Source organism: Pseudoxanthomonas sp. GW2, assembly GCF_000283075.1.
Classification (GTDB): domain Bacteria; phylum Pseudomonadota; class Gammaproteobacteria; order Xanthomonadales; family Xanthomonadaceae; genus Pseudoxanthomonas.
In genome coordinates, this window is the sequence record NZ_ALIP01000066.1 from 1 (window position 1) to 836 (window position 836).

The following is an 836-nucleotide window of genomic DNA, read 5'->3' on the forward strand; positions in this document are numbered from 1 at the left end:
AGTACGCCTGCCGCAACGCGCCGGGCTGGTGGGCGCTGGTGGTGTCGCTGTTGATCGACGGCTCGCTGTTCGCGTCGCTGGTGTTCGCCTACTTCTACCTGTGGCTGGGCACCGAGGCCTGGCCGCCGGCGCCGATGCACGCGGGCGCGGACCCCACGGCCTGGGTCGCGCTGGTGCTGCTGGGCGTGTGCTGGATCGCTGCCGCGGCCTCCGCGCGGCTGATGCGCCGCGGGGGCGGGCGCGCCCTGGCCTTGCCGCTGGGCGTGGCCGCGCTGGCCGGGGCCGGCTTCCTGTGGGCGCAGTGGCAGGCGGTGGCGTCGGGAACCGGCGCGCCGGGCGAGCATGCCTATGCCTCGGTGGTCTGGACCCTGGCCGGCTTCCACTCGGTGCATGTGGCGGTGGCGATGCTGGTTGGCCTGTTCGTCGCTGCGCGCGGCCAGCGCGGCTACGTCAGCGCCGAGCGGCCGCTGGAGCAGCGCATCGCCGCGGCGTTGTGGGCCTACGTGGCCGCCCAGGGCGCGATCGCCTGGAGCGTGATCCACCTGTTCCCGGAGTGGGCGTGATGGCCAGGTTCGCCAGTCCCTCGACCCTCGCCGGCATTGCCGCGCCGATGGCGGTGTGGGCAGTGCACTTCGTCGTGCTCTACAGCCTGCAGGGGCTGGCCTGCGGCGAGGGCTGGAGCCAGCGGGGGGCATCCTGGGCCATGCTCGCGCTTACCGTGCCCGCGCTGGCGGCCATCGCCTGGCTGGGCCTGCGCGCGCTGCGCGCCGCCAGGGCGGCGGGTGCGGCCGGCCCGGCGGCGCGACGGGCGCGGTTCGCGGCGCAGGCGGCCGCGC

2 protein-coding genes are annotated in these 836 nt (G+C 76.2%); both read left to right on the plus strand.

All coding sequences use genetic code 11. The annotated features are described in order from the left end of the window. On the plus strand, positions 1 to 563 hold a 563-nt coding region (locus B351_RS17755; protein WP_019397895.1), incomplete at its 5' end, for a hypothetical protein. Beyond that, positions 563 to 836, plus strand: a 274-nt coding sequence (locus B351_RS0104710; RefSeq protein WP_198006200.1) for a hypothetical protein, incomplete at its 3' end; no start/stop codon positions are given. The genes B351_RS17755 and B351_RS0104710, both read left to right, overlap by 1 nt.